19 protein-coding genes and 1 other RNA gene are annotated in these 21794 nt (G+C 66.9%); 11 read left to right on the forward strand and 9 right to left on the reverse strand.

Annotation, left to right across the window (positions count from 1 at the left end; translation table 11 throughout):
* Window positions 1–9 precede the first annotated feature (9 nt).
* Both F595_RS0103490 and F595_RS0103495 read right to left on the reverse strand, forming a co-directional pair.
* Window positions 10–3336 carry a transglutaminase family protein gene (locus tag F595_RS0103490; protein ID WP_022955487.1) on the reverse strand — a complete coding sequence of 1109 codons (3327 nt, stop codon included), beginning with the start codon at window positions 3334–3336 and terminating at the stop codon, window positions 10–12.
* Window positions 3337–3420: 84 nt separating this feature from the next.
* Complete coding sequence (locus tag F595_RS0103495; RefSeq protein ID WP_228126942.1) at window positions 3421–4977, reverse strand: inorganic phosphate transporter; 1557 nt, start codon at window positions 4975–4977, stop codon at window positions 3421–3423.
* Window positions 4978–5121: 144 nt separating this feature from the next.
* On the opposite strand from F595_RS0103495, the gene F595_RS0103500 reads away from it, so the two are divergent.
* The 3 genes from F595_RS0103500 (at window position 5122) to F595_RS0103510 (ending at window position 7209) form a co-directional block, all read left to right on the forward strand.
* On the forward strand, window positions 5122–6003 hold the full coding sequence (locus tag F595_RS0103500) for a crotonase/enoyl-CoA hydratase family protein (RefSeq protein WP_022955489.1): 882 nt from the start codon (window positions 5122–5124) through the stop codon (window positions 6001–6003).
* A gap of 93 nt (window positions 6004–6096) precedes the next feature.
* Window positions 6097–6402, forward strand: a complete 306-nt coding sequence (locus F595_RS12570) for a hypothetical protein (protein WP_022955490.1) — start codon at window positions 6097–6099, stop codon at window positions 6400–6402.
* Between the two features lie 195 nt (window positions 6403–6597).
* Window positions 6598–7209 (forward strand): OmpW/AlkL family protein, encoded by a 612-nt coding sequence (locus tag F595_RS0103510; protein WP_022955491.1) that lies wholly within the window; start codon window positions 6598–6600, stop codon window positions 7207–7209.
* A gap of 51 nt (window positions 7210–7260) precedes the next feature.
* On the opposite strand, the gene F595_RS12575 is transcribed toward F595_RS0103510, so the two are convergent.
* On the reverse strand, window positions 7261–8667 hold the full coding sequence (locus F595_RS12575) for a DEAD/DEAH box helicase (RefSeq protein WP_022955492.1): 1407 nt from the start codon (window positions 8665–8667) through the stop codon (window positions 7261–7263).
* Between the two features lie 168 nt (window positions 8668–8835).
* Here F595_RS12575 and F595_RS0103520 point away from each other — a divergent pair, with 168 nt between their 5' ends.
* From F595_RS0103520 to F595_RS0103530, 3 genes are read left to right on the forward strand one after another with little or no spacing between them, the layout of a single operon-like run.
* Window positions 8836–11001: an amidohydrolase family protein gene (locus F595_RS0103520; protein WP_022955493.1), complete on the forward strand. Its 2166-nt coding sequence runs from the start codon at window positions 8836–8838 to the stop codon at window positions 10999–11001.
* Window positions 10982–11389, forward strand: a complete 408-nt coding sequence (locus F595_RS14105; RefSeq protein WP_022955494.1) for a hypothetical protein — start codon at window positions 10982–10984, stop codon at window positions 11387–11389. Before F595_RS0103520 ends, F595_RS14105 begins: the two co-directional genes overlap by 20 nt.
* Entirely contained in the window at window positions 11386–12846 is a 1461-nt protein-coding gene (locus tag F595_RS0103530; RefSeq protein ID WP_022955495.1) for a hypothetical protein, read from the forward strand. The genes F595_RS14105 and F595_RS0103530 overlap by 4 nt, the downstream gene beginning before the upstream one ends.
* 6 nt (window positions 12847–12852) lie before the next feature.
* Here F595_RS0103530 and F595_RS0103535 read toward each other — a convergent pair whose 3' ends face one another.
* A complete protein-coding gene (locus tag F595_RS0103535) occupies window positions 12853–13743 on the reverse strand; it encodes a dienelactone hydrolase family protein (protein WP_040567945.1) in 891 nt (296 codons plus the stop codon).
* A 126-nt stretch (window positions 13744–13869) separates the two neighbouring features.
* Between F595_RS0103535 and F595_RS0103540 the strand changes: the two genes are divergently transcribed.
* Window positions 13870–14721 carry an SDR family oxidoreductase gene (locus tag F595_RS0103540; protein WP_022955497.1) on the forward strand — a complete coding sequence of 284 codons (852 nt, stop codon included), beginning with the start codon at window positions 13870–13872 and terminating at the stop codon, window positions 14719–14721.
* Window positions 14722–14763: 42 nt separating this feature from the next.
* Here F595_RS0103540 and F595_RS0103545 read toward each other — a convergent pair whose 3' ends face one another.
* Window positions 14764–15078: a hypothetical protein gene (locus F595_RS0103545; protein ID WP_022955498.1), complete on the reverse strand. Its 315-nt coding sequence runs from the start codon at window positions 15076–15078 to the stop codon at window positions 14764–14766.
* Window positions 15079–15213: 135 nt separating this feature from the next.
* Window positions 15214–15569, reverse strand: a transfer-messenger RNA (tmRNA) gene (gene ssrA, locus F595_RS14410).
* A 132-nt stretch (window positions 15570–15701) separates the two neighbouring features.
* On the opposite strand from ssrA, the gene F595_RS12585 reads away from it, so the two are divergent.
* The gene (locus F595_RS12585; RefSeq protein WP_022955499.1) at window positions 15702–17096 is read left to right on the forward strand and encodes an aldehyde dehydrogenase family protein; all 1395 of its coding nucleotides are present in this window, start codon (window positions 15702–15704) and stop codon (window positions 17094–17096) included.
* Between the two features lie 41 nt (window positions 17097–17137).
* Here the strand turns inward: F595_RS12585 and smpB are convergent, their stop codons facing one another.
* Complete coding sequence (gene smpB, locus F595_RS0103555) at window positions 17138–17608, reverse strand: SsrA-binding protein SmpB (RefSeq protein WP_022955500.1); 471 nt, start codon at window positions 17606–17608, stop codon at window positions 17138–17140.
* 107 nt (window positions 17609–17715) lie between these two features.
* On the opposite strand from smpB, the gene F595_RS0103560 reads away from it, so the two are divergent.
* Both F595_RS0103560 and F595_RS0103565 read left to right on the forward strand, forming a co-directional pair.
* Entirely contained in the window at window positions 17716–18834 is a 1119-nt protein-coding gene (locus tag F595_RS0103560) for a hypothetical protein (protein ID WP_022955501.1), read from the forward strand.
* Window positions 18831–19157: an RnfH family protein gene (locus F595_RS0103565; protein WP_022955502.1), complete on the forward strand. Its 327-nt coding sequence runs from the start codon at window positions 18831–18833 to the stop codon at window positions 19155–19157. Before F595_RS0103560 ends, F595_RS0103565 begins: the two co-directional genes overlap by 4 nt.
* 1 nt (window position 19158) lies before the next feature.
* On the opposite strand, the gene F595_RS12590 is transcribed toward F595_RS0103565, so the two are convergent.
* Window positions 19159–19599 (reverse strand): outer membrane protein assembly factor BamE, encoded by a 441-nt coding sequence (locus F595_RS12590; RefSeq protein WP_022955503.1) that lies wholly within the window; start codon window positions 19597–19599, stop codon window positions 19159–19161.
* Between the two features lie 91 nt (window positions 19600–19690).
* On the opposite strand from F595_RS12590, the gene fur reads away from it, so the two are divergent.
* Complete coding sequence (fur, locus tag F595_RS0103575) at window positions 19691–20113, forward strand: ferric iron uptake transcriptional regulator (RefSeq protein WP_026913192.1); 423 nt, start codon at window positions 19691–19693, stop codon at window positions 20111–20113.
* Between the two features lie 12 nt (window positions 20114–20125).
* Here fur and recN read toward each other — a convergent pair whose 3' ends face one another.
* Window positions 20126–21781, reverse strand: coding sequence for a DNA repair protein RecN (gene recN, locus F595_RS0103580; protein ID WP_022955505.1), 1656 nt, complete (start codon window positions 21779–21781; stop codon window positions 20126–20128).
* Window positions 21782–21794 lie beyond the last annotated feature (13 nt).

A 21794-nucleotide genomic window follows, 5' to 3' on the forward strand; every position in this document is an offset into this window, starting at 1 on the left:
GGGTAGGCATCAGACTCTGCGCAAATCTAGCACGAAGGGATGCTCCAGGTTGACCGGTGCCGGTGACGGCTGCATCCGGCCCGGGCTGTGGCCCATGCGGAAGAAGCGTGCGCGGCGTCGGCTCTCGGCCTCCGACGCGTTCACCGGATGGCTGTCGAAGCTGCGGCCGCCGGGGTGCATGACATGGTGCTGGAAGCCGCCCAGCGCACGCTGCGACCAGGTGTCGACAAGGTCGAAGATGAGCGGGGCATGCACGCCGATGGTCGGGTGCAGGCAGGACGGCGGCTGCCAGGCCCGGTAGCGCACGCCGGCGACAAACTCGCCGACCTGCCCGGTCGGTTGCAGCGGCACGGGCACGCCGTTGCAGGTCAGCACGTAGCGATCCGGGGCCATGCCGGTGGCTTTCACCTGCAGACGTTCGACGGACGAGTCGACGTAGCGCACGCTGCCGCCGCCGGCGCTTTCCTCGCCCATGACATGCCAGGGCTCCAGGGCGTGGCGCAGCTCCACCGTCATGCCCTGCACGGCAAGGTCGCCGAGGCGCGGAAAGCGGAATTCGAGGTGGGCATCGAACCAGTCAGCCTGGAAGTCGTAACCGCTTTCCTGCATGTCGCGGATGACGTCATTGAAGTCCTGCTGCACGAAGTGCGGCAGCATGAAGCGGTCATGCAGTTCGCTACCCCAGCGCGTCAGTCGCGCCGGGGCATAGGGTTTCTGCCAGAAACGCGCGACCAGTCCGCGCAGCAGCAGCTGCTGCGCCAGCGACATCTGCGCGTGCGGTGGCATCTCGAAGGCGCGCAGTTCGAGCAGGCCGAGGCGGCCGCCGGGGCCATCCGGCGAATACAGCTTGTCGATGCAGAACTCGGCGCGATGGGTGTTGCCGGTGACATCCACCAGCAGGTTGCGCAGCAGGCGATCGACCAGCCAGGGCGGGCAGCTCTCGCCGGCAGCCGGGAATTGCCGGAATGCGGTCTCCAGCTCGTAGAGCGCATCGTTGCGCGCCTCGTCCACGCGTGGTGCCTGCGAGGTCGGTCCGATGAACAGGCCCGAGAACAGATAGGACAGGGACGGATGGTTGTGCCAGTAGCTGATCAGGCTGCGCAGCAGATCGGGACGGCGCAGGAAGGGCGAGTCGGCCGGCGTGGCGCCGCCAAGCACGAAGTGGTTGCCGCCGCCGGTGCCGGTGTGACGCCCGTCGACCATGAACTTCTCCGTGCTCAGGCGCGTCTCGCGTGCCGACTCGTACAGATGCGTGGTGCGTTCGACCAGCTCCTGCCATGACCCTGCCGGGTGAATGTTGACCTCGATCACGCCCGGATCGGGAGTCACGCTGAACTTTTCCAGGCGTGCATCACGTGGTGGCTCGTAGCCCTCCAGGATGACCGGGTGCTGCAGCTGTGCGGCCGTGGCCTCGATGGCGGCCACCAGTTCCAGGTAGTCATCAAGCTCGGCCAGCGGCGGCATGAACAGATACAGGCGCCCGTCGCGTGGCTCGGCACAGAGGCTGGTGCGGGTGATCCCCGGGGCCGATGTGCCTCGGGCCGGTGGGTGTGCCTCGTGTACGGCCATGCTGACCTGACGCGTGCGGTAGGCGCTGGCGGTCTGTCGCAGCGGCTCGCTGATCCGGCGGCGCAGATCGTCGGCATCCGCCAGAGGCGGTCCCTGCCGACTCGGGTCGGGCTGATGGATGTAGGGGTAGTCACTGCGGCTGACCCATGGCAGCGAGTCCAGCGGCAGACGGTAGCCCAGGGGCGAGTCGCCAGGCACCAGATGGCAGTGTTCGCTGCGCAGGAACCACGATCCGGTCTGCCAGGCGCGGCCGTCCGGGGTGCGTGCCAGCGGCAGCACATGACCGACCACGTGCCCGAGACCCTGGCTGAACACGCGCGCCAGCCGGTCACGCTCCAGCGGGTCGTCGAGGCGGGCATCCGTCGGGTCCACGTTGGCCGGCAGACGACGCTCGCGCCAGAGGTGGTAGAGGGTGTCTTCGTAGGCCGGGAATATGCTGTCGCCGCTCAGCCCCAGGCGCCGGCTGACCTCATGCAGGAACTCGGCGGCGAGTCCGGCATCGGCGCCGTACTGGCTGTGCTCGTCGGCCTGCAGCGAGGCATCCAGCCAGATCGGCTGGCCATCCTTGCGCCAGTAGCAGTTCAGCGCCCAGCGTGGCAGCTGCTCACCGGGATACCACTTGCCCTGGCCGAAGTGCACCAGGCCCTGCGGGGCGTAATGCCGGCGCAGGCGGTGAAACAGCTCGGCGGCACGCAGACGCTTGGTCGGGCCCAGGGCGGCGGTGTTCCATTCCTCGCCATCGGGGTCATCGACGGCCACGAAGGTGGGCTCGCCGCCCATGGTCAGGCGCACGTCCATGCCCTGCAGATCGGTGTCGATGGCGTTGCCCAGGGCCTCGATCGCCTGCCATTGCTCGGGGGTGCACGGGCGGGTGACGCGGGGTGCCTGCTGCAGCCGGCTCAGCGACATCTCATGCTCGAACACGCATTCGCAGGCATCGAGGCCGCCGCTGATGGGTGCGGCAGACGATGGCTCGGGGCTGCAGGCCAGCGGCAGGTGGCCTTCACCGGCAAACAGGCCCGAGGTCGGGTCGAGGCCGACCCAGCCCGCACCCGGCAGGTAGACCTCGCACCAGGCATGCAGATCGGTGAAGTCGGCAGTCGGACCGGAGGGGCCGTCCAGTGCCTTGACGTCGGCGGTGAGCTGGATCAGGTAGCCGGACACGAAGCGTGCCGCGAGGCCAAGGTGACGCAGCACCTGCACCATCAGCCAGGCCGAGTCGCGGCAGGAGCCGGAGCCGGAGGTCAGGGTTTCCTCCGGCGTCTGCACACCCGGCTCCATACGGATCAGGTATTTCACATCCTGATAGATGCGCTGGTTGATCTCGACCAGAAAGTCGATGGTGCTGCGCGGTGTCTCCGGCACGGCCAGGATGTAGCGCGACAGTGCAGGTGTCAGCGGCTGTGCCACGCAATAGGGCGCCAGCTCACGCTGCAGCGCCTCGTCGTCATAGTCGAAGGGCCATTGCTGGGCCTGCGGTTCGAGAAAGAAGTCGAAGGGGTTGATGACGGTCATTTCCGCCACCACATCGACCTCGACGCGAAACTCCCGGGTCTTTTCCGGGAACACCAGGCGCGCCAGGTAGTTGGCCTGCGGGTCCTGCTGCCAGTTGATGAAGTGCTCGGCCGGTGTCACGCGCAGGCTGTAGGAGAGGATGCGGGTGCGGCAATGCGGCGCCGGGCGCAGGCGTATGGTCTGCGGACCGAGCTGGACAGGGCGGTCGTAGCGGTAGTGCGTGACATGATTCAGCGCGACATGGATCGACACGATGCAGGACCTCTGTACAGAGAGTACCCGTCCACGAAGCAAGGCCCGTGCCAGCATGTGCCGGCACGGGCGGGCGGCAGCTGGTCAGGCTACCATGCCACGGATCATGAAAAAGATCAGGGCGGCCATCACGGCCGTTGCCGGCACCGTGATGACCCAGGCGGCGGCGATGCGCATCAGCTGCGAGCGCTTGACCAGCTCATGACGGTAGACCTTGCGCAGGCCCTTGCGCTCCAGCTTGGAGAAGTGCGCAGGGTCCTGGTCGATCTTGGCGCGGGCCTTGAGGTCGCGCAGCATGGCGTCCTTGGTGGCGATGTCGGCGCGGGCAAAGCGCGAGATGAACGCCTCAATGGCCTCCTGGTCGCCCTCGGGGTGGTGCGCCTTGATCTCGGCCATCATGCGGTCGTAATTCTTTTTCAGGTACTCGCGCAGGAAACCGACACCGAACACGCCACCCACGGCGATGTGCGTGGAGCTGACCGGCATGCCCATCTGGCTGGCGATGATGACCGTGATGGTGGCCGACATCGCGATGCAGTAGGCGCGCATCTGGTCGAGCTCGGTGATTTCGGTGCCGATGGTCCTGATCACCTTGGGACCGTAGAGCGCGAGACCGAGGGCGATGCCGAGGGCGCCGATGAGCATGACCCAGAGCGGAATCGGCGCATCGGCATGCACGCTGCCGGCGCCGGTGGTGTAGACATCGACGATGGCCGCCAGCGGGCCGATGGCGTTGGCCACGTCATTGGAGCCATGGGCAAAGCTGAGCAGGGCGGCCGCGAAGATCAGCGGGATGGTGAACAGGCTGTTCACGCCCTGCTTGCCTTCCGCGAGGACACGATCCGGCTGGGCCAGGCGCCAGCGCAGGAAGAAGAACACCGCGACAGCCATGGCCAGGCCATAGAGCGAGGCGTCCATGACCGACACCTTCATGATCTTGCCGAGGCCCTTGAGCAGCAGGTAGGTGGTGAAGGTCCAGGCCATCAGCGCGACCAGCCAGGGCACCACGCGGCGGGCGGCGCCAATCATGTCGGTCTGGTAGGTGATGCTGCGCTTGATCAGGTAGAGAAAGCCGGCGGCAACGATGCCGCCCATGACCGGGGAAATGACCCAGCTCATGGCGATCTCGCCCATCTTGCCCCAGTTCACGATCTCCGTGCCGCTGGCGGCGATGCCGGCACCCAGCACGGCGCCGACGATGGAGTGCGTTGTCGATACCGGGGCGCCGGTGGCGGTGGCGATGTTGAGCCAGAGCGCACCCGCCATCAGGGCGGCCATCATGATCCAGACGAAGGTGTCGGTGTCGGGAATCAGGGCCGGGTTGATGATGCCGCTGCGGATGGTGCCGACCACCTCGCCACCGGCGATGATGGCGCCGGCTGCCTCGAAGATGGCAGCGATGACCAGGGCGCTGCCCAGCGTGAGGGCGCGCGAGCCGACCGCCGGGCCGACGTTGTTGGCGACATCGTTGGCGCCGATGTTCATGGCCATGTAACCGCCAACCATGGCGGCAATCACCAGCGTGATGCTGACTTCGCCACCGGACTGGCTGGCGGTGTAGAGCATGATGCCGAGAATGAAGATCAGGCCGAGACCGAAGCGCACCTGCTCGATGCGGCTTTTTTCCATGGCCTTTTCCATGTGCTTGATGTGCTTGTGTTCCACGCTGAGACTCACATGACAGAAAAGTGGCAGTATTATGACAGACGTCGCCCGCTTTTCTGACACTTGTCGTCCGGTCTTCAACCCGCTACAAACCTGACTCCCGTCCGATGAGCCGCGACCATGACCTACACCACGCTCGACTGGCGTGTCGATGACCACATCCTCACGCTGACCCTGAACCGTCCCGATCAGCTCAATGCCTTCACGGTCGAGATGGCCGACGAGCTCGAACATGCCTTTCGACGTGCCAGCGAGGACGATGACGTGCGCGCCATCGTGGTCACCGGCAGCGGGCGCGCCTTCTGTGCCGGCATGGACCTGTCGGTGCCCGGCAACGTCTTCGGTCTCGACGAGACGCAGCGGCCGACCGTGGCCGACATGCACGAGCGCCTGCATGACGAGGCCATCGCGCGTGGCGTGCGTGACACCGGCGGGCGCGTGACGCTGGCCATCTACGACTGCAAGAAGCCGGTGATCGGTGCCATCAACGGCCCGGCCGTGGGCATAGGCGCGACCATGACGCTGGCGATGGACATCCGTCTGGCCTCCGAAAAGGCTCGCATCGGATTTGTCTTCGGCAAGATTGGCGTGGTGCCCGAGGCCTGCTCGAGCTGGTTCCTGCCGCGCATCGTCGGCATCCAGCAGGCGCTGGAGTGGGTCTACAGCGGTGACATCCTGACCGCCGAACAGGCGCTGGCGGGCAGGCTGGTGCGCTCGGTGCATGCGCCGGACGAGCTGCTGCCGGCCGCATACGAGCTGGCACGCAAGTTCAGCGTCAACAAGTCACCGGTGGCGGTCGCCTTCGCTCGCCAGATGCTCTACCGCAATGCGGCTCAGCCGCATCCGCTGGAGGCGCACCGCATCGACTCCCTGGCCATGTTCTACACCAGTCTGGAAGACGGCAAGGAGGGCGTGCGCTCCTTCCTCGAGAAACGTGATCCGCAGTATGCCGGCAAGGCCAGCGCCATGCCGCCGGTTTACCCCTGGTGGCAGGACGTCTGAAAGACGTTGGCGCCCGTCCTCCATGGTGGCAAGGTGATTTCGCGGTACCCCCGAAATCAGGAAGCCCGTCAGGGCAACAGAGGATGCGGACTCATGAAGATCGATATCAAGACCCTTTCGCTCGCTGTCGTGGTGGGCAGCATCGCGCTGACCGGTTGCTCCAAGAAGGAAGCCGAGCAGATGACTGATGATGCCGCTGCTTCCATGGAGCAGGCCGGTGAGGCCGTGGGCGATGCCGCCGAAGCCACCGGTGATGCCGCCTCCAGCGCCGCCCATTCGGTCGGCGAAGCGGCCGGCAATGCCGTCCAGGCGGGTGAGGAGGCGGCTGCTGGCGTCAAGGCTGCCGGCGACGAGATGGTGGATGATGCCAAGGCCGGCTACGAGGCCGGCAAGCAGTAAGCAGACGGGTTGTGTGGGCGAAAGGCCGGCAGGAGACTGCCGGCCTTTTCGTTGCTGGCGGACATTCGCCGGTGAACTTGATCTGGCGCAAGTTCCGGCACGCGGCCTCGGCGCGCCGGCGCGCGGCAGCGGGTAGGCTGATCGTCAGTGGCCGTGCTGACGGCCTCGCACATCACTTGCCTGCGGAGCCTGCACATGAGCATGCCTGTTTCTTTCGTCCCGTCCGTTCTCGCCCTGGCCCTGGGGCTGAGCCTCGCTTCTGTCGCCCAAGCAGCACCTGCCTCGCCCTGGCTGGTTCGTCTGGGTGTCAGTGACGTGGCACCGGACAGTGATCACAGCCGAACCCTGGCGGGAGATGTCGATGTCGAGCATGGGCTGGGCATGAGCTTCAACGTGGCGTATTTCATCACGCCGCAGATTGCCGTCGATGTGCTGGCAGCGGCGCCCTTCAAGCAGGATGTCGCCATCAACGGCAGCGAGGTGGCATCGGTGAAGCATCTGCCGCCGGTGCTGTCACTGCAGTACCACTTCGCCCCGGAGGCCGCGATTCGCCCCTATGTCGGGGCAGGGGTCAACTACACCCTGTTCATGGATGAGCAGATTCGTGGCGCCGACCTGACGCTGAAGAACTCGGCCGGCCTGGCGGGACAGGTTGGCGTGGACATCCCGGTGACACCACGCATCAGCCTCGGGGCCGACATCCGTTACATCGACATCGACAGCGAGGCACGGGTCAATGGCGCGCGCATCGGCACGCTGCACATCGATCCCCTGGTGTGCACGCTGAACGTCGGCTACCACTTCTGAGCCAGCGCCAGCAGTCCGGGTCCGGGCTGGTTCCAGGGCCCTGATCAGGGCTTACAGCGAGGCGCGTCCGCTGTTGCCGCCGTTGCGCCCGCCACCACCCTGCGAGCCGCCGCCATTTCCGTTGCCGCCTCGTGGCCGGCGACGGCGTGCCGGCTGCCCGCCATCGCCACCGGGAGCGTTGCCTGAGCCGGATGCCGGCTTCTGCTGCGCACGCGCCGGTCTGGCCGCTGCCGGCGCATTCTGCGCCCGCGTCGGCTTGTCGGCACGTGGCGCGCGCGGCGGTGGTGTCTTGCGCAGCGGTTCCGGCTTGGCGTTCGGGTCCGGCTCGAAGCCCGGCACCACCACCTGCTCGATCTTCAGCTTGATGGTGCGCTCGATGTCGCGCAGCAGCTTGTGCTCGTCGACGCAGACCAGCGAGCAGGCCTCGCCGCCGGCGCCGGCACGCCCGGTACGTCCGATGCGATGCACGTAGTCCTCGGGCACGTTGGGCAGCTCGTAGTTGACCACATGCGGCAGGCCGTCGATGTCGATGCCGCGGGCCGCGATGTCGGTGGCCACCAGCACGCGCAGGCGGCCGGCCTTGAACTCGCTCAACGCCTTCTCGCGCGCGCTCTGGCTCTTGTTGCCATGAATCGCCATGGCCGGAATGCCGTCCTTGTCGAGGCCTTCGGCCAGGCGGTTGGCGCCGTGCTTGGTGCGCGTGAACACCAGCACCTGCGACCAGTCACCCTGGCGGATCAGGGTCTCCAGCAACGCCTTCTTGGCATCGCGATCGACCGGATAGACGCGCTGGCGAATGCGCTCGACCGTGGTGTTCGGCGGTGTCACCGAGACCTCGGCCGGGTTGTCCAGCAGGCCGCGCGCCAGGTCGCGGATCTCGCTGGCGAAGGTCGCCGAGAACAGCAGGTTCTGGCGCTGCTTGGGCAGCAGCGCGAGCACGCGGCGGATGTCGCGGATGAAGCCCATGTCGAGCATGCGGTCGGCCTCGTCCAGCACCAGCAGCTCGACGCCGCCGAGGTCGATGTGGCCCTGCCCGGCGTGATCAAGCAGGCGGCCCGGGGTGGCCACCAGGATGTCCAGACGCTGACGCAGGCGAGCGGTCTGCGGATTGATGTTGACGCCACCGAACATGACCATCGACGACAGCTTCAGGTACTTGCCGTAGGTCTCCACGCTTTCGCCGACCTGCGAGGCCAGCTCCCGGGTCGGGGTCAGCACCAGGGCGCGGATGCGGGCCTTCTGGCCGGGATGCAGCGGCTTCTGGGTGTGCAGACGTTGCAGCAGGGGCAGGGTGAAGCCGGCCGTCTTGCCGGTGCCGGTCTGGGCGGCAGCGAGCAGGTCACGACCGGAAAGCACGACCGGAATGGCCTGCTGCTGGATCGGGGTCGGAGTGGTGTAGCCGGTCTCCTCGACTGCGCGCAGCAGTTCGGGAAGCAGGCCGAGATCGGCAAAGGACATGACAGAGGTTCCGCATACGGGTGCGCATGATAGCGCATGCGGACGCCCCCTGCTGGTGCGCAGCTGTTCCTCCTTCTTGCCGACAGGACGCCACGAGCGCATGCTTGGGCCCAGCGCGGCTGATGCCGACGCGCCTCACAACAATAAAAAAACAATGAGGGATGCGCCATGACCCGATCCGGGACATCCGCACGTCATGCCCTGCTGCTGGTGCTCGCCAGCGCCGGCCTGCTTGCCGCCTGTGGCGGCTCCGACGACACCGGCTCCAGCACCGGCGACACCGTGGCACCACGCCAGGTCACCACGCCCCAGACCCGCCATGACATGGCCAACGGCTGCTACCGCCTGCGCGAGGTCGGTGGCCGTCTGGTGGCGCGCGACGGCGATCAGCGCTATGTCGCCACCGCCACTGGCGCGGACAGCGCCGAGCCGTTCTATCTCAAGCCCACGGCCCTGGGGCGCTACCTGCTGTCCGCCCGGGATGGGTCGCTGATGCGTGCCGGCGACACGGTGTCACCCGCGCCAGCACCCTCGGATGCAAGTGACTGGCATGTCGATGGCGACGGACGCAGCGGCTTTCGTCTCCGGCCCCAGTCGGACCAGCGCTTTCTCGCGGTGGCGCCCGATACGGGCAGGCTGATCCTGTCCACCACGCCATCGCTGTTCCGCTTCGAGCCCGCCACGGGTTGCACGGCCTATCCCGAGATCACCGTCAATGCGCGCGGTGACAGCTTCAGCGGCACCCTGCCTGGGGGTGCGGTGCTGGGCTTTGCCGATGCCCATGTGCACATCAGCGCGACCGATTTCCTCGGTGGCGCGCATTACGGCAACCCCTTCCACCGCTTCGGCGTCGCTCATGCCCTGGGTGACTGCAAGGAGCGTCATGGCGAGGACGGTCGCGAAGACCTGGTCGGCAACCTCTATGCCACCGACCCGCTCGCCAGTCACGACACCCAGGGCTGGCCGACCTTCGTGAGCTGGCCGGCCGCGCATGCGCTCACCCACGAGGGCATGTACTACAAGTGGGTGGAGCGGGCCTGGAAGGCCGGCCTGCGCATCATGGTCAACGAGCTGGTCGAGAACGAGGTGCTGTGCACCCTCAACAGCACGCTCAAGGGGCGCACGCCACGCTGCAATGAAATGGACTCGGCGACCGCGCAGGTGCAGACCATGCGTGACCTGCAGGATTACATCGATGCCCAGGAGGGCGGTCCCGGCAAGGGCTGGTTCCGTCTGGTGACGACCCCGGCCGAGGCGCGCCAGGTCATCGCCCAGGGCAAGCTGGCCGTGGTGCTGGGCGTGGAGATCTCGCACCTGTTCAACTGCACGGTGCGCTACGGTCTGCTCCCGGTGCTGCCCGAGACCCAGGGCTGCGACCCGGCCACGGTCGACGCCCAGCTGGAACGTCTGCATGCGCTGGGGGTGCGTCAGCTGTTTCCGGTGCATGAGTTCGACAATGCCCTCGGCGGCAACGGCATCTTCGACGGGCTGGTGCTGAACTTCGGCAACAAGCTCGATACCGGCCAGTTCTGGCAGACCTACGACTGTCCGGAGGATGACTATTTCTACGAAGCGGGCGCCATCATGACCACGGTGCCCGGCGCCTTTGACAACGATGACCCGCTGAGCACCCTGCTGCGCCAGCTCGCGGGCGGCACCGCACCGGTCTACAAGTCCAGCAAGCGCCAGTGCAATGCCCGCAGCATCACCCCGGTCGGGCGCTATGCCATCGAACGCATGATGGATCGCGGCATGATCATCGATCTCGACCACCTCGAGCTGAAGATGAAGAGCGAGGTCATCGACATGGCGCGCGCACGCAACTACCCGCTGACCTCGACCCATGGCGGCCATGGCGGCATCTCCATGACGCAGGCACGTGACATCTTCCGTCTCGGTGGTCTGATCTACGACTACAAGGGCAACGGCAAGGGCTTCGTGTCTTCGCTGAACAAGGCGCGCGCCGCGCATGCCGCCAGCGGCACCTCGCATGCCTTCGCCTTCGGCTTTGGCGCCGACACCAATGGCATGGGTGCCCAGGCGGATCCGCGCGGCCGTGATGCGCGTCCGGTCAGCTACCCCTTCACCCTGTTCTCGGGGGCTGACTGGGGCAGCGACTTCAACGGCATCAAGCCCGTGGTGTTCGAGCGCCAGCGCTCCGGCGAGCGCGTCTACGACACCGACCGCGATGGCCAGGCGCATTACGGCCTGATTGCCGACTGGGTCGAGGAGGTGCGTCTCGAGGGCGGCCGCGAGGCGCTGACGCCACTCTACCGCTCCGCCGAGGTCTATCTGCAGATGTGGGAGCGCGCGCTTGCCAACCGCCAGCGCTGAGCACCGGCACCCAGGCCAGGCGCTGCTTTTCCTGCTCGCTGCCGGTGTCGCGCTGGTCCTGCTCTGGTACTGGCTGGCACCCGCGGCGGAGCCGGTGCCGGCTGCTCCGGCAGGGCCCGTCCTGCGCGTGGTCGCGTGGCAGGTGCAGGAGGGTCGCCGTGTGCACGGACCGGACCGGGTCAGCGCCCGCGCCGGTGAACGTCTGCGCCTCCAGGTGCGTAGCGACCGTGACGACGAACTCCACATCCATGGCTACGAGCTGCACCTGGCGCTGGTGGCGAATCAGTCCCGGACGCTGGAGCTGGACCTGACCCGCAGCGGGCGTTTCGAGGTCGAGCTGCACCGTGCCCATCTGCCGCTGACCGTGCTGGAGGTCCAGCCCCGGTGAGGTCTGCCGTCCGCCATGTCCTTGGCCTGCTGCTGATGGCCGCCCCGGGCCTGCTGCCTGCGCTGGCCAGCGCGCACTCCTTCGGCAAGACCTATGCCTTGCCGGTGCCATTCTGGCTCTACAGCTACGGTGCGGCCGCCGCACTCGTGCTGTCTTTCCTGGTGGCTGCCTGGCTGGCCCGAGCCCCGGCCGTCGCGCAGTCCGCGCCCGTGCCGCTGCCGGCGGATGTCCCGCCACTCCGGGGTGCTGGCTGGCGACTCTGGCAGAGCATCAGCCTGGCCGGCCTGGTCGTTTCGGTGGCGGCCGGCCTCATGGGGTCGCGCAATCCCTACGCCAACATCAGCATGACCTGGTTCTGGGTCATCTTCCTGCTCGGCACCACCTACCTGACGGCACTCATCGGCAACGGCAACGATCGCGCCAACCCCTGGCATGTGCTGGGGCAGTGGCTGGGTCGGCGCCACCGGGGATGGCAGCAGGGCCGCTGGCGCTACCCGGACTGGCTGGGCTATTGGCCGGCACTGCTGCTGTACATGGCGGTGATCTGGGCCGAGCTGTTCGCGCATGTGCTGCCAGTCACCCTGGCCTGGCTGCTGCTGGGCTACACCGTGCTGACCGTGGCGGGCTGTGCCGCGTTCGGCAGTGCAGCCTGGTTGCGTCATGGCGAGTGCTTCAGCGTCTTCCTGCGGCTGATCGGGCTGCTCTCCTGCCGCCGTGACGGCCGCTGGCAACTGCCCGGACAGGACCTGCTGCGCTACCGCTGCGATTCGCTGTCGCTGCTGGTGTTCCTGCTGTTCATGCTGGCGGCGACCAGCTTTGACGGTCTGCACGAGACGGCGTTCTGGGTCAGCCTGTTCTGGCGCGACGGCCTGGCGCTGTTCGGTGGCTGGCTGACACCGCCACTGGTGCGCCACTACCCGCTGCTGCTGGACCTGTATCTGCTCTGGCAGACCCTGTGGCTGCTGCTTTCAGCGTTTGTCTATCTGGGCTTGTTCATGGCCTGCATGGTCTGGATGCGCCGGCTGACCGCGAGTGCCCTGGGCGTACGCGAGCTGGCGCTGCGCTTCGCCTTCAGCCTGCTGCCCATCGTGCTGGTCTATCACCTCAGCCACTACCTGGCCCTGCTGGTCAGCCAGGGCACCCAGCTCCTGCCACTGCTGTCCGATCCCCTGGGGCGGGGGTGGAACCTGTTCGGCACTGCCGGGCTGCTGCGCGTGCCGGTGACCCTGGAGGCCGGTACGGTCTGGCATCTGCAGGTGGTGCTGATTGTCGCCGGTCACGTCGCCAGCGTCTGGATCGCTCATGTCGAGGCATTGCGGCTATTTGGCAGCGTGCGCCTTGCCTTGCGCAGCCAGCTGCCGTTGCTGCTGCTGATGGTGGCCTTCACCGTCAGCGGCTTGTGGATCCTGGCGCAGCCGTTCAGCCCCGGCATCAGTCTGCAGGGGCTGTCGGCCTGACCCGGCTCAGAGCCCGTGATCGCGGAACCAGTTCCGCGTCAGCTTCCAGGCGTAGTTCGCGGCAGCCTTGTCGTAGGTCGGCCGGTAGTCGGCATGGAAGCCGTGGTTCAGGCCCGGGAACACCACGATGTCCGAGCCTGAGCCGGACTGCTGCAGAGCGGCGCGCATGCGCTCGACCTGCTCGTCCGGCACATAGGCGTCGCTGCCGGCGTACAGGCCCAGCACCGGTGCCTTGATCTCGCTGGCGACATCCAGCGGATCTGCCGGCTTGATTTCCGACTTCTGGCCGCCGAGCAGGCCGTAATACGACACGCCGGCCTTGATGGACGGGTTGTGACGGGCATACAGCCAGGTCATGCGGCCGCCATAGCAGAATCCGATGACGCCGGCGCGCTGGCTGTCGGCGCGACCCGAGGCGCGGGCAAAGGCGAGACTGGCGTCGAGGTCGGCGAAAACCTGGGCATCCGGCACCTTGCTGACCACCTGACTGAAGATCTCGCCGATGTCGTTCAGTTTCGAGACATCACCCTGGCGCGCGAACAGCTCCGGAGCGATGGCGTAGTAGCCGAGGTGGGCGAGGCGGCGACAGACATCCTTGATGTACTCGTGCACGCCGAAGATCTCCTGGATCACCAGGATGACCGGGTACTTGCCGGCCTTGGCCGGCGCCGCGCGGTAGGCGGGGATGCTGCCGCCAGCCACCGGCACGCTGACCTCGCCGGCCACCAGGCCCTTGCTGTCGGTCTTGATGGCCTGTGCCAGCACCGGACTGGATGCCAGCGCAAAGCCGGTGGCCAGCGAGCTGACCAGGAACTGGCGACGGCCCATGCCGTGCCGGGAAACGGTGCTGTCGGCCTCCAGCGGACGCAGGCCGAACTGGTTCAATGCCAGTGTCATGTCTTTCTCCCTATTCAGATCGTCGCCGAAGCTACTGCGTGCCGGCGCGCTTGGCAATCCGACGCAAGACAATAGGCCGGTCGCGTGGTATCAACGTGCGCCATAGCCCCTCGGGAGATCGACGACATGCCACGCACCATCCTCATCACCGGCTGTTCCAGCGGCATTGGCCAGGCCCTGGCCCGCGAGCTGCATCGCCGTGGCGAGACCGTCATCGCCACCGCTCGCCGTCGCGACGACCTCGCCGAGCTGGCAGCGGCCGGGCTGCAGGTACATGCGCTTGACGTGACGCTGGCAGACAGTCGTGACCGTCTGATGACCTGGCTGGATGCGCAGGGCCTGGCCGTCGACGTGCTGGTGAACAATGCCGGCTATGGCGCCATGGGGCCGTTGCTGGACATGCCCGACGAACGCCTGCGGCACCAGTTCGATGCCAACGTGTTCGGTCTGCTGGCGATGACGCAGGCTCTTGTGCCCGCCATGGCGTCGCGCGGTCGCGGTCTGGTGGTCAATGTCGGCAGTGTTTCCGGTGTGCTGGTGACCCCGTTCTCCGGCGCCTACTGCGCCACCAAGGCGGCGGTGCATGCCCTGTCCGATGCCCTGCGTCTGGAGCTGGCGCCGTTCAACGTGCAGGTCATGGTGGTGCAGCCAGGGGCCATCGCCTCCGAGTTCGGCGCCAATGCCAGCCGCGAGGTGCACGCGTGGCTGCCGGATGATTCGCTCTATGCCCCGGTGCGCGACGCCATTGCGGCACGCGCAAACGCCTCGCAGCAGCATGCCACGCCGGCCAGCGAGTTCGTCGCCGCCATGGCCGACGCCCTGCTCGCCGAGCATCCGCCGGCCTATGTGCGCATCGGCAGCGGCAGCACGCTGCTGCCGTTCCTGCGTTACGGTCTGCCGCGCCGGCTGCTGGACCGCATTCTGCGTCGCCGCTTCCGGCTCGATCAGCCGTTGCCGGTCAGCCCGTCATCGCGCTGACCGGCCGGGCCGGGCGGCGTGTGCCCGGTCAGACGTGACGGCTCAGTCGGGCAGGGCAGGGGTGTTGCAGAGGCCGTCTGCACGCTGCAGCCAGGTCTCGTGCTTTTTCGGGTAGCCGGCTTCCTGCCAGGCGCGGGCAACCGCATTGGCAGCCCGGCAGTCGGCAGCCCGGTCACGACCGGCATCCGCCTTGAACGCGTCCTCGGCCGCGTCGGCCTGGCGCCAGGCGGTGCCCACGAAGGGTATCGAGGCCGAAGAGAACATCAGCATCAGCAGCAGGCCGAGCAGGCTGCCGATGAAGAAGGAACGCAGGCCGCGACGCAGCGTGTAGCGGGGGATTTGCGGAGCAGAAGTCATGCCGGTCTCAGTATGTTGTTGTTGGTATGTCGTGCGCTGCCAGCCGCCGCTATGGCTGCCGGCAACGCAACAAAAAGCCCGCGCGGGACTGGCCAGGCGGGCTTTCGGTTGACCGGATCGCTCCGGTCGCTGAGGTGGTGGAGATGGCGGGGATCGAACCCGCGTCCGCCAGCACTCGACCCTCGGATCTACATGCTTAGTCGTCTCTACTGATTTGACCGGTCACGGCCCGAGCGACAGGGCGTGAACAGCGAGTCTCTGAGGTTTTAGCGGGTCGGCGCGAGACAAGCCTTCCAGCGATCCGGTATTTTTTGCGCCGACGTCCCCCGCATACCGGCATGCAGGTTCGGTCGTAGGCCGGGTTTTTAGGCGGCCAGTGCGTAGTTTTCGTCGTTTGCGACTATTTTTTGGAATGTTGATTCAGGAGAGGCACTCCACTCTCCGCATGCACCTGCGGGCTTCATCACCAGCGTCGAAGCCATGTCATCCCCACAGCATCTTCACTATACGCCGCCGGCAGCAGACTGTCATGCGTTGCCTGCAGCAGACGGCCACTTGTAGTGCGTGCCAGCCTGCACTAAGGTGAGGCATATCCAACAAAAATTAGAACCTGAGGAGCCCTGATGACTGCTGACATCGCCACCCTGTTTGCCGGCCAGCGCGACACCGCCATCCGCCTGCGCACGTCCACCGTCACCGAGCGCAAGGCCAAGTTGCTGCGTCTGCGTGATGCCCTGATCGCCAATCGCGAGGCCATCGTGCAGGCCGGCTGGGATGACTTCCGCAAGCCGCCGGCCGAGGTCGAGCTTACCGAGGTCCTGCCGGTGGTGGCCGAGTGCAACGACGCCATGCGCAACCTCAAGGGCTGGATGGCGCCGCAGAAGGTGTGGCCGTCACGCATGATGATCGGCACGTCCGGCTACATGCAGTACGAGCCGCGTGGCCGCTGCCTCATCATGTCGCCCTGGAACTATCCGGTGAACCTCAGTCTGGGGCCGCTGGTCTCGGCCATCGCGGCCGGCAACACGGTCATCATCAAGCCCTCGGAAATGACGCCGGCAGCCTCTCGCGTGATCGCGCGCATCGTCTCCGAGCTGTTCACGCCCGACGAGGTGGCGGTGGTCGAGGGCGATGCCTCGGTGGCCCAGGCCCTGCTCGAGCTGCCCTTCGATCACATCTTCTTCACCGGCTCGCCGGCCATCGGCAAGGTGGTCATGGCTGCCGCTGCCAGGCATCTCACCAGCGTCACCCTGGAGCTGGGTGGCAAGTCGCCGACCATCGTGGATGAAACCGCCGACCTGGAGCTGGCGGCGAAGAACATTCTCTGGGCCAAGTTCACCAACAACGGCCAGACCTGCATCGCGCCTGACCACCTGTTCGTGCATGCCTCGGTGAAGGATGCCTTCGTGCAGGCCTGCCAGCGTGTTCTGCGCGAGGTCTATGGCGAGTCGCCGCAGAGCAGCGACTGTCTGGCCCGGGTGGTCAACGAACGTCACACCGGTCGTGTGCGCCATCTGCTCGACGATGCCGTGGCCAAGGGCGCCAGGGTGCTGGCTGGCGGCACGGTGGATGTCGCCGACCGCTTCATTGCCCCCACCCTGCTGGAGGGCATCCCGGGCGAGGCTGACATCATGCGCGAGGAGATCTTCGGGCCGCTGCTGCCGGTGTTTGCCTATACCGATCTCGACGAGGTCATCGCGCGCATCAATGCTGATGCCAAGCCGCTGGCCCTGTACGTCTGGAGTCGCAACAACGCCAACATAGACCGTGTCATGAAGCAGACCACCTCGGGTGGAGCCTGCATCAACCACTGCGTGGTGCAGTTCCTGCACGGCAACCTGCCGTTCGGCGGCGTCAACAATTCCGGCATCGGCAGTGCCCACGGCCACCACGGCTTCAAGGCGTTCTCGCACGAACGGGCCGTGGTGCGCACGCGCATCATGCTCGCGCGCATGTTCTTCCCGCCCTATACCGACCTGACGCGCAAGCTGATCCGTCTGTTCATGCGCACGGTCTGAGATCGTGCGGGCGGTCTGGCCTGACCGGAGATCCCGGCAGGTCAGCCGCCGTTGCGAATGACCCGGGCCTTTTCGCGGGCCCAGTCACGATTCTTCTCGGTCTCGCGCTTGTCGTGCAGCTGCTTGCCCTTCACCACGGCGATCTCGAGCTTGGCGCGACCGCTGCTCCAGTACATCGACAGCGGCACGCAGGTGTGCCCCTTCTGCTGCACATCCCCGATCAGGTGCTGGATCTCGCGCTGCTTGAGCAGCAGCTTGCGGGTGCGGGTGGGGTCGGCAACGACATGGGTGGAGGCGGCCAGCAGCGGCGTGATGTGCATGCCGATCACCCAGGCCTCGTTGTTCTTGAGCAGGATGTAGGCGTCGGTGAGATTGCACTTGCCGGCGCGCAGCGATTTCACTTCCCAGCCGAGCAGGACCAGGCCGGCCTCATACTTGTCCTCGATGAAGTACTCGTGACGGGCACGGCGATTGACCGCGATGGTGGCGGCAGGTTTCTTGTCTTTGCTCATGTTCCGATTATAGGCAGAAAGGCGCAGCCATGCGTGCTTGTGCCGCACCCGTCGAGGGCAGAAAATACCGCGTTGCCGTCGTTCGGGCGGTGTTTTCCGGAATTGCCATGTCTGCTGATCTTGCTTCTCGTCTTGCCGTGCCGGTGGTGGAGCGCGGTGTGCCTGTGCTGGCCCTGATCTGGGTGCTGATGGCCCTGTTCACGCCCGGCACGCAGGCGGCCCTGTTGCCGGTGCTGGCCGGCATGTTGCTGGCGGCCTGGCCGCTGTCGCTGGCCGAGCGTGCCCTTGGCGCGCGGGTGCAGAAGCCGCTGCTCACCGGCATGCAGGTGCTGACCCGCGAGGCGGATGCCGCACGTGCCTGGCGCGTGCTGTCCTGGAGCAGCCTCGGTGCCAGCCTGCTGGCCACGGCGCTGGTGGCCTTGCTGGGCGGCTGGCTGCTCACGCGTGTCTGGCTGGCGCTGGGCGAGCTGCCTGCCGGCATCAGCGAAGAGGCCGCGTGGTCTGCGCTGTCCGTGCTGGTGCTGGGTGCCGGCGTACTGCGTCACCTCGCGCGCGTGCCGGTGGTGTTCTGGCTGCTGCCGGTAGCGGCCCTGCTGGTCACGGCCCTGCTGCCCTGGCCGCAGTGGCAGCTGCGGCCAGTGTTCACGGCAGTGCTGCCGGGCGTGGCGCTGACCCCGGATGCGGCACTCTGGTTTGGTGCCGTGCTCGGCGGTGGCGGCCTGGGTGTCTACTGGCAGCGCGCCACGCAGGTGCCGGAAGCCTTGCCGCTGCCTGCCCGCGTCCTCGGACTGGCTCTCATGCTGTCGCTGCTGTTCCTGCTCACGCCGCTGATGGCGGCCCTGCTCGGCGCCATGGCAGCGGTGCTGGCCATCACCCTGCTGCTGCAGCCGGCGCGTGCCGCTGCCGAGGCGGCGGGTCTGGAGACGGTGCAGGCACTGGCGGTGATCCTGCTGCCGTCACTGCTGCTGGTGGAAGTGATCTGGTACTTCCTGGATCCCCACGCCATCACCGTGCTGGCACGCGGCCTGGCGCTGTGGATGAGCGCCAACCTGCTGGTGCTGGCCATCTATGTCGGCTGGGTGATGAAGATCAGCCATGTCCGCAAGGCGCTCAAGCTGCCCTCCGAGGGACTCTACAACGGCTGGCGCATTCTGGTGCGCTGGGTGGCGCCGCTGCTGCTGCTGACCGGTTGCGGCTTCTGGCTGCAGAGTCTGGTGACGGCATGACCGGCAGCCCGCAGATGCTGGCCGTCGAGGTGGTCTATGCGCTGCCGGAACGCCAGTGGCTGCAGCGTCTCGACGTGCCTGCCGGCACCACGGTGGCGCAGGTGCTGGCGCAGTGCGAGCTGGTGCGTGACGGCATCGTGACCTGGCCTTTGCAGGGCCTTGAAGCGGGAGTGTGGTTCGAGCGCTGCCCGGACCCCGAGGCGGTGGTGGTGCAGGACGGGGATCGCATCAGCCTGCTGCGGCCGCTGCTGATCGACCCGATGGAGTCGCGGCGTCTGCGCGCCGAGCAGGCGCGCAAGCGACGTCAGGCCGGCGCCGGCTGACTCAGGGCAGGGGTACCGGCAGCGTCAGTTCGCCGCTGGATTCGGTGGCGCGCACGGCGCGGTCCTGGCTGCCTGGCAGCGAGGTGGCACGGGCGGGAATCTCGCCTTCCTTCTCGATGCGATCCACCACGCCGTTGGCGAAGTGAACGGTCAGGCGACGATGCGGGATCTTTTCCAGGCCTTCGGCGCGGGCATAGGTGCCCGGCAGGAAGCGGTAGGCATAGTCCCAGCGCGTCGGGTTCAGGGTGTCGGTGATCAGCGGGGTGCCGAGCACGAAGCGTACCTGGGCCGGCGTCATGCCGGGACGGAGCTGGGCGACCTGCTCCTGGGTCACCACCTGGCCTTGCACGATGTCGGCCCGGTAGGCCTTGAAGATGTTCTTGCAGCCAGTGGTCGCCAGCAGGGCGGCCAGCAGGGTTGTGATCATCAGCTTCCTGGTCATGAACCGCGGTGTCCTTCGTTCTGGTCAAGTCGTGGCCCGCTCGGGCCGGTGTCGCGCTATCATACGGTATCGCCTGTGAAGAGACGAAATGATGTCGCAAAGTAATCACGACCTGCGCAAGGCCGGCCTCAAGGTCACCCTGCCGCGCGTGAAGATCCTCGAGCTGCTGGAGCGTTCGCCGGTTCATCACATGAGTGCCGAGGATGTCTACAAGGCGCTGCTGGCTGCCGGCGAGGATGTCGGCCTTGCCACGGTCTATCGCGTGCTGACCCAGTTCGAGGCGGCCGGCATTGTCGAGCGGCACCACTTCGAGGGTGGCCATTCGGTGTTCGAGCTCAAGGACAGCGAGCATCACGACCACATCGTCTGTGTCGACTGCGGCAAGGTCTCCGAGTTCCATGACGACATCATCGAGCAGCGCCAGGTCGAGGTGGCCAAGTCACTGGGTTACGAGCTGACCGGCCACTCGCTGCACCTCTACGGCCGCTGCCTGCGCTGCAGCAGCCCGGGCTGACCCAGGGCCGGCTCAGTCGGCCAGCAGGGTCTCGGCATGACGCAGGGTTTCCGGCGTGATGGTGAGGCCGCCCGACATGCGGGCAATCTCCTCGATGCGTTCGGCCCGGCTCAGGCTCGCCACGATGCTGTGCGTGTGCCCGTCACGGACCCGCTTTTCCACCCGCAGATGATGATGGCCGCGTGCGGCCACCTGCGGCTGGTGGGTGATGCTGAACACCTGGGCGTGCTCGCCGAGCGCGCGCAGCAGACGTCCCACCACCTCGGCGATGCCGCCGCCAATGCCGACATCGACTTCGTCAAAGACCATCACCGGTACCGGCGAGTGCCGGGCATGCACGACCTGGATGGCCAGTGACAGGCGCGACAGCTCGCCGCCGGAAGCGACCTTGCCGAGCGGACGCAGCGGTTGCCCCGGATTGGCGCTGAACAGGAACTCGATGTCGTCGAGCCCGTGGCTGGACGGTTTGTCGAGCGCGGTCATGGCCAGCTGCAGACGGGCATTGCCCATGCCCAGTCCGTGCAGGAAGGTCTGGATCTCGCTGCAGAAGGTTTCCGCAGCCTGCGTGCGTGCGCGGCGCAGGTCGCCGGCCTGTGTCCGGTAGTGCTGCTCCAGGGCGGCGGCCTGTGCGGCCAGTCGTGACAGGTCGGCCAGATCGGTGAGCTGTTCGCGCTCGCCGGACAGCGCCTCCAGCACGGCCGGCAGGTCGGCTGCCGCCACGCGATGCTTGCGTGCCAGCTGGTGGCAGTGTCCCAGGCGCTGCTCCAGGCGTCCGAGTTCGCCCGGGTCGGCCTCCAGGGTGTCCAGGAAGTGACGCAGGCCAGGGGCGGCCTCCTCGATCTGTATCAGCGCACTGCGCAGCATCTCGACGGTTTCGGACAGGGCCGGAGCCCGGTGCGCGTGCTCCTCAAGCAGGCGCAGGGCGCGCTGCAGCTGGCGCGTGGCGGTATCGCCATCGCCCTCGTCAAGCAGCATCAGGGCCTGGGCGCCAGCCTGCTGCAGGCTGTCGACATGCGCCAAAGTGTCGTGGCGCTGTTCGATGCGCTCGTATTCGCCGGGTGTCAGCGCGAGCTGTTCAAGCTCACGCAGCAGGTGCTCGACGATTTCCAGGCGTGCGCTGCGGTCGGCGCCAGCCTGCTCGGCCTGGGCCAGGCGCTGGCTGGCCTGCTGCCAGTCGCGCCAGGCTGCTGACGTGCTGTCGGCAAGTGCGCGCAGGCCGGCATAGCTGTCCAGCATCTGGCGGTGGCTGTCCTTGCGCAGCAGGGTCTGGTGTTCGTGCTGGCTGTGAATGTCGATCAGGCGCTCGCCGATGGCGCGCAGGTCGCCCAGCGTTGCGGGACGACCGTTGATGTAGGCGCGCGAGCGGCCGTCGCGACTGAAGGTGCGGCGCAGCGTGCACTCGTCGTCTTCATCAAGTTCGCGTTCGCGCAGCCAGGCCATGGCATCCGGCAGGTGCCCGACCAGGAACAGCGCGCTGACATCGGCGCGCTCGGCGCCGGCCCGAACCACGCTGCCGTCGGCGCGATCACCCAGGCACAGGCCGAGGGCATCCATGAGGATGGACTTGCCGGCACCGGTCTCGCCGGTGATCACGGAAAACCCGCGTGAACACTCCAGCTCGAGATTTTCGACAATGGCAAACTGGCTGATTTTCAACAGGCTGAGCATGGCAGATCCAACA

It is taken from the genome of Perlucidibaca piscinae DSM 21586 (assembly GCF_000420045.1).
GTDB lineage: Bacteria > Pseudomonadota > Gammaproteobacteria > Pseudomonadales > Moraxellaceae > Perlucidibaca > Perlucidibaca piscinae.

Bases quoted from the DNA above. Each gene is read 5' to 3' on its own strand.
- F595_RS0103495 (WP_228126942.1), bottom strand. From the start codon at position 4,977: ATGGAAAAGGCCATGGAAAAAAGCCGCATCGAGCAGGTGCGCTTCGGT.
- F595_RS0103500 (WP_022955489.1), top strand. From the start codon at position 5,122: ATGACCTACACCACGCTCGACTGGCGTGTCGATGACCACATCCTCACG.
- F595_RS12570 (WP_022955490.1), top strand. From the start codon at position 6,097: ATGAAGATCGATATCAAGACCCTTTCGCTCGCTGTCGTGGTGGGCAGC.
- F595_RS0103510 (WP_022955491.1), top strand. From the start codon at position 6,598: ATGAGCATGCCTGTTTCTTTCGTCCCGTCCGTTCTCGCCCTGGCCCTG.
- F595_RS12575 (WP_022955492.1), bottom strand. From the start codon at position 8,667: ATGTCCTTTGCCGATCTCGGCCTGCTTCCCGAACTGCTGCGCGCAGTC.
- F595_RS0103520 (WP_022955493.1), top strand. From the start codon at position 8,836: ATGACCCGATCCGGGACATCCGCACGTCATGCCCTGCTGCTGGTGCTC.
- F595_RS0103535 (WP_040567945.1), bottom strand. From the start codon at position 13,743: ATGACACTGGCATTGAACCAGTTCGGCCTGCGTCCGCTGGAGGCCGAC.
- F595_RS0103540 (WP_022955497.1), top strand. From the start codon at position 13,870: ATGCCACGCACCATCCTCATCACCGGCTGTTCCAGCGGCATTGGCCAG.
- F595_RS0103545 (WP_022955498.1), bottom strand. From the start codon at position 15,078: ATGACTTCTGCTCCGCAAATCCCCCGCTACACGCTGCGTCGCGGCCTG.
- F595_RS12585 (WP_022955499.1), top strand. From the start codon at position 15,702: ATGACTGCTGACATCGCCACCCTGTTTGCCGGCCAGCGCGACACCGCC.
- smpB (WP_022955500.1), bottom strand. From the start codon at position 17,608: ATGAGCAAAGACAAGAAACCTGCCGCCACCATCGCGGTCAATCGCCGT.
- F595_RS0103560 (WP_022955501.1), top strand. From the start codon at position 17,716: ATGTCTGCTGATCTTGCTTCTCGTCTTGCCGTGCCGGTGGTGGAGCGC.
- F595_RS0103565 (WP_022955502.1), top strand. From the start codon at position 18,831: ATGACCGGCAGCCCGCAGATGCTGGCCGTCGAGGTGGTCTATGCGCTG.
- F595_RS12590 (WP_022955503.1), bottom strand. From the start codon at position 19,599: ATGACCAGGAAGCTGATGATCACAACCCTGCTGGCCGCCCTGCTGGCG.
- fur (WP_026913192.1), top strand. From the start codon at position 19,691: ATGTCGCAAAGTAATCACGACCTGCGCAAGGCCGGCCTCAAGGTCACC.
- recN (WP_022955505.1), bottom strand. From the start codon at position 21,781: ATGCTCAGCCTGTTGAAAATCAGCCAGTTTGCCATTGTCGAAAATCTC.